The sequence below is a fragment of the Rothia santali genome, from assembly GCF_024199905.1.
GTDB classification, from domain to species: Bacteria; Actinomycetota; Actinomycetes; order Actinomycetales; family Micrococcaceae; genus Rothia; species Rothia santali.
On the sequence record NZ_JANAFB010000064.1, the window covers coordinates 1 to 8,500 of the forward strand.

The 8,500-nt window shown below is 71.8% G+C and carries 9 protein-coding genes; all 9 read left to right on the forward strand.

Annotation, left to right across the window (positions count from 1 at the left end; translation table 11 throughout):
* Positions 1–1,694: DNA translocase FtsK (locus NBM05_RS14750; RefSeq protein ID WP_254168992.1), on the forward strand; the 1,694-nt coding region annotated here is incomplete at its 5' end.
* Between the two features lie 44 nt (positions 1,695–1,738).
* Entirely contained in the window at positions 1,739–2,338 is a 600-nt protein-coding gene (locus tag NBM05_RS14755) for a CDP-alcohol phosphatidyltransferase family protein (RefSeq protein WP_254168994.1), read from the forward strand.
* A complete protein-coding gene (locus tag NBM05_RS14760; protein WP_309248183.1) occupies positions 2,335–2,904 on the forward strand; it encodes a CinA family protein in 570 nt (189 codons plus the stop codon). Before NBM05_RS14755 ends, NBM05_RS14760 begins: the two co-directional genes overlap by 4 nt.
* 327 nt (positions 2,905–3,231) lie before the next feature.
* On the forward strand, positions 3,232–3,687 hold the full coding sequence (locus tag NBM05_RS14765) for a helix-turn-helix domain-containing protein (protein WP_302184074.1): 456 nt from the start codon (positions 3,232–3,234) through the stop codon (positions 3,685–3,687).
* A gap of 117 nt (positions 3,688–3,804) precedes the next feature.
* Positions 3,805–4,026, forward strand: coding sequence for a DUF3046 domain-containing protein (locus NBM05_RS14770; RefSeq protein WP_254168998.1), 222 nt, complete (start codon positions 3,805–3,807; stop codon positions 4,024–4,026).
* A gap of 211 nt (positions 4,027–4,237) precedes the next feature.
* Positions 4,238–5,374 (forward strand): recombinase RecA, encoded by a 1,137-nt coding sequence (gene recA, locus NBM05_RS14775; RefSeq protein WP_254169000.1) that lies wholly within the window; start codon positions 4,238–4,240, stop codon positions 5,372–5,374.
* 211 nt (positions 5,375–5,585) lie between these two features.
* Entirely contained in the window at positions 5,586–6,254 is a 669-nt protein-coding gene (locus NBM05_RS15950; RefSeq protein ID WP_373689348.1) for a regulatory protein RecX, read from the forward strand.
* Positions 6,255–6,585: 331 nt separating this feature from the next.
* Positions 6,586–8,100, forward strand: coding sequence for a tRNA (N6-isopentenyl adenosine(37)-C2)-methylthiotransferase MiaB (miaB, locus tag NBM05_RS14785; RefSeq protein WP_254169020.1), 1,515 nt, complete (start codon positions 6,586–6,588; stop codon positions 8,098–8,100).
* A gap of 1 nt (position 8,101) precedes the next feature.
* Positions 8,102–8,500, forward strand: a 399-nt coding sequence (locus NBM05_RS14790; protein ID WP_254169008.1) for a tRNA (adenosine(37)-N6)-dimethylallyltransferase, incomplete at its 3' end; no start/stop codon positions are given.

The window sequence follows — 8,500 nt, forward strand, 5'->3', positions numbered from 1 at the left end:
ACGCCGCCGCGGTCGCGGCCTCGATGCCCCACGCCCAGCCCCAGCCGGGCGCCGCCCGCGAGGCCGCCCTCGCGACGTCGGCCTACTCGCTGCCGCATCAGCGCCTGCTGGTCCAGGGCCCGCCGGCCAAGGAGCGCTCCGAGGTCAACGACGCCGTCGTGCAGGCGCTGACCGACGTGATGCAGCAGTTCAACGTGGACGCCGAGGTCACCGGCTTCTCCCGCGGGCCCACGGTGACCCGCTACGAGATCGAGCTCGGGGCGGGCACCAAGGTCGAGCGGGTCACCCAGCTCAGCAAGAACATCTCCTACGCGGTCGCGAGCGCCGACGTGCGGATCCTCTCGCCCATCCCGGGCAAGTCGGCGATCGGCATCGAGATCCCTAACACTGACCGCGAGACGGTGTCCCTGGGCGACGTCCTGCGCTCCTCGAAGGCCCACGCCTCGACCCACCCGATGGTCATGGGCGTCGGCAAGGACGTGGAGGGCGGCTACGTCGTGGCCAACCTCGCCAAGATGCCCCACATGCTGGTGGCCGGCGCGACCGGCGCCGGCAAGTCCTCCTTCGTCAACTCGATGATCACCTCGATCCTCATGCGCTCGACCCCGGACGAGGTCCGCATGGTCATGGTCGACCCCAAGCGCGTGGAGCTGACGGCCTACGAGGGCGTCCCGCACCTGATCACCCCGATCATCACCAACCCGAAGAAGGCCTCCGAGGCGCTGCAGTGGGTCGTCCGCGAGATGGACGCCCGCTACGACGACCTCTCCCACTTCGGCTTCAAGCACATCGACGACTTCAACAAGGCCGTGCGCGAGGGCAAGGTCCAGCCGGAGCCGGGCTCCAAGCGGAACATCCGCCCGTACCCGTACCTGCTGGTGATCGTGGACGAGCTCGCGGATCTGATGATGGTCGCCCCGCGCGACGTCGAGGACGCCATCGTGCGCATCACCCAGCTGGCGCGCGCGGCGGGCATCCACCTGGTGCTGGCGACCCAGCGCCCGTCGGTCGACGTCGTGACCGGCCTGATCAAGGCCAACGTCCCGTCCCGCATGGCCTTCGCGACCTCCTCGGTCACCGACTCGCGAGTCGTGCTGGACCAGGCGGGCGCGGAGAAGCTCATCGGCCAGGGCGACGCCCTGTTCCTGCCGATGGGCGCCTCCAAGCCCATGCGCGTGCAGGGCGCGTGGGTCGCGGAGTCCGAGATCCACGAGGTCGTGCAGCACGTCAAGCAGCAGATGCCCGTGAGCTACCGGGCGGACGTGGTGCAGGAGCAGCCGAAGAAGCAGATCGACGACGACATCGGCGACGACCTCGACGTCCTGCTCCAGGCGACCGAGCTGGTGGTCAACACCCAGTTCGGCTCGACCTCGATGCTCCAGCGCAAGCTGCGCGTGGGCTTCGCGAAGGCAGGCCGCCTGATGGACCTGCTGGAGTCGCGGGAGATCGTGGGGCCGTCCGAGGGCTCCAAGGCGCGCGACGTCCTGGTGGCCCCGGACGACCTCCCGAACGCCCTGGCCCGCATCCGCGGCGAGGAGCCGCCCGCAGCGGAGGCCGGGCCCGGCCCGGCGGCCGGGGGTCCGGCCCCGGCCGAGGACCTCGTGGGAGAATCGTTGCAGGAGCCCGCCGCCGAGTACTTCGACGACGCCGACTCCTCCGGCGGCGAGGACGCCTGGCAGCTGACCGGCCGCTAGGACCCCGCGGCCCCTCCGCCGCCGCCCGCACCGAAGGAGCCATCATGAGCCCGGACCCGAAGCCCTCCAACCTGAACCTGCCGAACGTGCTGACGACCGTCCGCATCGTGATGGTCCCGTTCTTCGTCTGGTTCCTCTGGGCGGGCGGGCCCTTCGGGGGCGACTCGATGGCGATGCGGTGGGCGGCCGTCGTCGTGTTCGGGTTGGCGATGTACACGGACAAGCTGGACGGAGACATCGCCCGGGCCCGCAACCTCATCACCGACTACGGCAAGATCGCGGACCCCATCGCGGACAAGCTGCTCACGGGCGCGGCCTTCGTGGTCCTGTCCATGCTGGGCGAGCTGTGGTGGTGGGTCACGATCGTGATCCTGGTCCGCGAGTGGGGCATCACCGTGATGCGCTTCGTCGTGATCCGCTACGGGGTCATGGCGGCCTCCAAGGGCGGCAAGCTCAAGACCGTGCTGCAGACGGCCGCGCTGATCCTCATGCTGCTGCCGCTCGGCGCGCTCGGGACCTGGGCCCTGGTGCCCGGGTGGGTCGTGGTGGGGGCCGCGCTCGTGGTCACCGTGGTCACCGGCGTCGACTACGTCGTCAAGGCGGCCGCCCTGCGGCGCGACTACCTCCGCGAGCACGGCCGATGAGCCCGCCGGCGCCCCGCGGGGACGGCACGACGCCGGGGCCCGACGCCGCGGCGGAGACCGACCGGCCGAGCGGGGCGACCACGCGCCGGATGGCCGATGCCGCCGTCGCCCGGCTCGCCGCGGCCGGTGAGAGCGTCGCGACCGCGGAGTCGCTCACGGCCGGGCTGCTCGCCGCGGCCATCTGCGACGTCCCCGGGGCCTCCGCGGTGTTCCCGGGCGGCATCGTCTCCTATGCGGGGGCGGTCAAGGCGAGCCTGCTGGGGGTCGACGAGGAGCTGCTCGCAGCGCGCGGCTCGGTGGACCCCGACGTCGCGGGGGCGATGGCCGAGGGGGCCCGGGTGGCGTGCGGCGCGGTCCACGGGATCTCCACCACCGGCGTCGCTGGCCCGTCCGCGCACGACGGCAAGCCGGTCGGCCGGGTGTACCTCGGCCTCGCCGGACCCGGCGGCTCGCGCAGCGTGGAGCTGGACCTGGCGGGGGACCGGGCCGCGATCCGGGCGCGAACGGTCGAGCTGGCCCTGGGCCTGCTGCTCGAGGAACTCGGGGCGCCCGACGCCGCGTCGTGACCCGCCGCGGACCGCTGCGGCCGAGCCAGCGATCGTCCGGTGACCTCGTCCGGCATCGCCCGTGACCGTCCCGTGACCTCCCGCCGAGGCAATTGCCAGGCTTCTCTCAGGCGACTGGCCGCGTGTGGGGGAATGTTCGACCAGGATGATCGGTTGCAATGGGTAGTGATGATTCGACAGACTAACGATCCGCCGGTGAATCCGAGGTCGTGGGATTTAAGAATCGTCATGAGCGTGGTGGGTCGTCTTCGATCCGACTACGCTGAGACTAATCCTGCGGCGCCCGGGGTATGGGGGCCGCGCCTATCCAGGGAGATTGACATCAAGATGACGAAGCAACCCGTGTCCGTGAACGGTGTCGTCCGTTGGAAGGACGTGGGCCAGTCCGACCATTCCGCGTCCGAGCGACAGGAGCCCCGCATGATCGTCCTCCGCCACGAGATCGGCGAGGTGCTGCGCGACGTGCGCCAGCGCCAGGGCCGCACCCTGCGCGAGGTCTCGCACAGCGCGCGCGTCTCGCTCGGCTACCTCAGCGAGGTGGAGCGCGGTCAGAAGGAGGCCTCCTCCGAGCTGCTCGCCTCGATCTGCGCCGCCCTCGACGTCCCGATGTCCCAGATGCTCCGCGAGGTCTCCGACCGGCTCGCCGAGGCCGAGGGCATGCAGGTGCCCGACACCGTGCCCAACGAGCTCTCCGAGGAGTTCCGCCGCGAGTACGGCACCTCGGCCGTCAGCGCGGAGGACCTGCCCCCGCACGGTCGCAACCGCTCGGTGGCCGGCAAGTAAGCGTCAGCGGGCGGCGCAGGCATGCGCCGCCGGGCCCGTTCCCGATCCGACCCGCGAGGGTCTCGGGCGCGGGCCCTTTCGCGTCCGCACGCGGACGCAGGAGGAGGTGAGGCGCCGGTGAAGCTCTCGGAATTCTGGCGCAGCATGGACGACGAGTTCGGCCGCGGCTACGCGAAGGTCGTGGCGGACCAGACGGTGCTCGACGCCGTGGACAACCGCACGGCGCGCGAGGCGCTGGAGGCGGGGCTCGCGCCGCTGGCCGTGTGGCAGGCGGTGTGCGCCCAGCACGACCTGCCCCAGGCCAAGTGGCTCGGGGTGGACCCGGGAGAGCCGCGCTGAGGTCCTGCTCCTCGGCCGAATTCACCCCGGAGATCCTTCGAAAATATGTTCGAAGTGCGGTAGAGTGGAGCACAAGCACGACGACGTCCGCCCGGAGTATCCACAGGACCCCCGGGGGCGCTTAACTTGTCAGTCCTCCCCACTACAGTGGGAAGCGGATCGTAGAATATTCGCTCGCACCCGGCGGGGCGGGCAGAGGAATGAGGTAATCATGGCTGCTAAATCGCGCAACTCCGCTCCGGTCACCCGGTCCACGGGATCAGACCGGGAGAAGGCGCTCGAGACCGTCCTGGCCCAGATCGACAAGAACTACGGCAAGGGCTCCGTGATGCGCCTGGGCGACCGCGAGGCCGTCAAGACCGAGACGGTGTCCACCGGCGCCCTGTCCCTGGACGTCGCGCTCGGCATTGGCGGGCTGCCCCGCGGCCGCGTCGTCGAGATCTACGGTCCCGAGTCCTCGGGTAAGACCACCGTGGCCCTGCACGCGGTCGCCAGCGCCCAGAAGAACGGCGGGATCGCCGCCTTCATCGACGCCGAGCACGCGCTGGACCCGGTCTACGCCGAGAAGCTCGGCGTGGACACCGACGCCCTGCTGGTCTCCCAGCCGGACACCGGCGAGCAGGCCCTGGAGATCATGGACATGCTGGTGGGCTCCGGCTCCATCGACATCATCGTGATCGACTCCGTGGCCGCCCTGACCCCGCGCGCGGAGATCGAGGGCGAGATGGGCGACTCCCACGTCGGCCTGCAGGCCCGCCTGATGTCCCAGGCGCTGCGCAAGATCACCGGCCGGCTGTCCCAGACCGGCACCACCGCGATCTTCATCAACCAGCTGCGCGAGAAGATCGGCGTGTTCTTCGGCAGCCCGGAGACCACCACCGGTGGTAAGGCCCTGAAGTTCTACGCCTCGGTGCGCATCGACATCCGTCGCATCGAGACCCTGAAGGACGGCGCCAACCCGGTCGGTTCGCGCACCAAGGCCAAGATCGTCAAGAACAAGATGGCGCCGCCGTTCAAGATCGCCGAGTTCGACATCCTCTACGGCGAGGGCATCTCCATCGAGGGCGGCATCATCGACATGGGCGTCGAGCACGGCATCGTCAAGAAGTCCGGCGCCTGGTTCACCTACGAGGGGGATCAGCTGGGGCAGGGCAAGGAGAACTCCCGCCGCTTCCTCAAGGACAACCCCGAGCTCGCGCAGGAGATCCAGCACAAGACGCTGATCAAGGCGGGCATCGTCGACACGGAGGAGGAGGGCTCGCAGGAGGCTCCGGCAGCCCCGGCCGTCGCGGAGGCGGCCGAGGATCTGGGCGACGATCCCCTGGACGCCCTGCCCGAGAACTTCTGATGGTCCTCTCCTCGGGCCGCGGCGACGGCCGGAACCGCTACGGTTCCGGCCGTCGCCGTCGTGGGGCCCGGATCGGCAGGCCCGCCGAGGAGCCGCACCGCGGACCGGGGCCGCGCGAGGCCGAGTCGGCCGGCCCGGAGGCCCCTGCCCGGCGGGCCGATACCCCGAGTCGGTCCCGGTCGGGCCCGGGCTTCGGGATCGACCCCGCCTCCTGGCTCGCGGCCGGGGGTGCGGGGACCGGGCGCCGAACGGCGAGGGCGGCGCGGGCGCCGGCGAGGATCCGAGCGCGCGGGCGGGCGGGGGCTCGGACCCCGCGGAGGCGCCCCCGGCCGGTTCCCCGGCCGACGGGTCTGACGCGGGCGAGTCGGGCGACGCCGAGTACGAGCGCGCCAAGGAGGTCGTCCTGCGCCAGCTCACAGCGTCGGCCAGGAGCCGCGCCCAGCTGGAGGAGAAGCTGCGGTCCAAGGAGGTCTCGGAGGCGACCATCGCGCGCATCCTGGATCGCTACGAGGAGCTCGGCCTGGTCGACGACCGCCAGTACGCCGAGATGTACGTCCGCTCGCGCGCGGCGAGCCGGAAGCTGGCGCGGCCCGCCCTGCGCCGCGAGCTGGTCCAGAAGGGCATCGCCGGTGAGCTCGCCGAGGAGGCCCTCGAGCAGAGGGACGAGGAGGACGAGCGGGAGGACGCCCGCGAGCTGGTCCGCAAGAAGCTGGCCCGCGAGGGCGCGCTCGCGGACCGCGTCGAGCGCGAGAAGGTCACCCGCCGGCTGGCCTCCATGCTCGCCCGCCGCGGGTACGCCCCCGGGCTGGCCTTCGGGATCATCCGGGAGGAGCTGGAGCGCCGGGGCGCGGAGTCGCCCGAGGACGCCCCGGAGCTCTGAGGCGCGCCGACGGCCGAGGACCACCCGGCCGGTCGCCGTCCGCCCGGACCGGCGCCCGGTTGCCCGGCCCAGCCCCGTCTGGCTGTTCGCTCGACCCGGCCCGGCCCCGTCTGGCTGTTCGCCCGGCCCGGCCCCGTCGGACCGTCTGGTTGTTCGCCCGGCCCGGCCCCGTCGGACCGCATGCCCCGGCGCCGTCCCCCCCCCTCCGCCCACCGCCTGTGGCCCGGGTCAATCCGGTGCCGCCGCCCCCGGGTGCATCTTGTACCCTGGCAGGGTGAGTGCCAACGTGATCGACCAGCCGACCTTCAGCCCCGACGCCTCGGGCGCGCCCCTGCCCGGGATCAACGCCGAGACGGGGGACCGCCGCACCTACGAGGTGCGCACCTTCGGCTGCCAGATGAACGTCCACGACTCCGAGCGCATCTCGGGCCTCCTCGAGGCCGCCGGTTACGTCCCCGACGAGGCGGGCGCCCCCGACCTCGTCGTCTTCAACACCTGCGCCGTCCGCGAGAACGCGGACAACAAGCTCTACGGCCATCTCGGCCAGCTCGCCCCGGTCAAGCGCGCCCGGGAGGGGATGCAGATCGCCGTCGGCGGCTGCCTGGCCCAGAAGGACCAGAACACCATCGTGGAGAAGGCGCCCTGGGTCGACGTCGTCTTCGGCACGCACAACATCGGCTCGCTGCCGACGCTGCTCGAGCGTTCCCGGCACAACGAACGGGCCGCCACCGAGCTGCTCGAGTCCCTCGAGGTCTTCCCGTCCACCCTGCCCACCAAGCGCGACTCGGTCTACTCCGGCTGGGTCTCCATCTCGGTGGGCTGCAACAACACCTGCACCTTCTGCATCGTCCCCTCGCTGCGCGGCAAGGAGCGGGACCGCCGCCCCGGCGACATCCTGGCGGAGGTCCGGGCCCTGGTGGAGGACGGCGCCATCGAGGTCACGCTGCTGGGCCAGAACGTCAACTCCTACGGCGTCGAGTTCGGCGACCGCCGGGCCTTCTCCAAGCTGCTGCGCGCGTGCGGGGAGATCGAGGGGCTGGAGCGCATCCGCTTCACCAGCCCGCACCCGGCCGCCTTCACCGACGACGTCATCGACGCGATGGCGGAGACCCCCAACGTCATGCCGGTCCTGCACATGCCGCTGCAGTCCGGCTCCGACCGGGTCCTGAAGGCCATGCGCCGCTCGTACCGGTCGAAGCGGTTCCTCGGCATCCTGGAGCGGGTCCGCGAGCAGATCCCGCACGCGGCGATCACCACCGACATCATCGTGGGCTTCCCGGGCGAGACCGAGGAGGACTTCCAGGCCACGCTCGACGTCGTCGAGCAGGCCCGCTTCTCCTCGGCGTTCACCTTCCAGTACTCCATCCGCCCCGGGACGCCCGCCGGCGAGATGGAGGACCAGATCCCCAAGGCCGTGGTCCAGGAGCGCTACGAGCGCCTGGTCGCGCTGCAGGACCGGATCAGCGCCGAGGAGAACGCGGCGCAGCTCGGGCGCATGGTCGAGGTCATGGTCACCGCCGACTCCGGACGCAAGGCCGAGAAGACCCACCGCCGCTCCGGCCGGACCCGCGACCAGCGGCTCGTCCACTTTTCCGTCCCCGAGGGCGCCGAGCAGCCGCGCCCGGGCGACCTGGTCACCCTGAGGATCACCGAGGCCGCGCCGTTCCACCTCATCGCGGACCCCGCGGACGGGGACTACTCGATCCGGCGCTCCCGGGCGGGCGACGCCTGGGACCGGTCCCAGCTCGAGTCCTGCGGCGCGGGCGAGGCCAAGCCCGGGACCACCAGCCTCGGCATGCCCAGCATCCCGCGCCGGCCCTCGCTGGGCCTGCCCGCGGCCGGATAGCGTGTCCGACGCCGGGCGGGAGACGCCCGTCATCGCGATCGTCGGCCCCACGGGCACCGGGAAGTCCGACCTCGGCATCGCCCTGGCGCGCGAGCTCGGGGGCGAGGTCGTCAACGCCGACTCGATGCAGTTCTACCGCGGGATGGACATCGGCACGGCCAAGCTGGCGCCCGAGGAGCGGGGCGGCGTCGCCCACCACCTGCTGGACGTCCTGGAGGTGACCGAGGAGGCCTCCGTCGCGCTCTACCAGGAGCAGGCGCGGGCCGCGATCGACGCCGTCCACGGCCCGCTTGGCCTGCACGTTCACCACGCCGACGACGCCGATCACCTCCGCGACACGCCGCCCGAACCGCTCGAGCGCCTCGTCCCGCACGGTCCGCCCCGCGACCGCGATCCCGGA

Coding starts and splice junctions, on each gene's coding strand:
- NBM05_RS14760 (WP_309248183.1), top strand. CDS start 2,335: ATGAGCCCGCCGGCGCCCCGCGGGGACGGCACGACGCCGGGGCCCGAC.
- recA (WP_254169000.1), top strand. CDS start 4,238: ATGGCTGCTAAATCGCGCAACTCCGCTCCGGTCACCCGGTCCACGGGA.
- NBM05_RS14765 (WP_302184074.1), top strand. CDS start 3,232: ATGACGAAGCAACCCGTGTCCGTGAACGGTGTCGTCCGTTGGAAGGAC.
- NBM05_RS14755 (WP_254168994.1), top strand. CDS start 1,739: ATGAGCCCGGACCCGAAGCCCTCCAACCTGAACCTGCCGAACGTGCTG.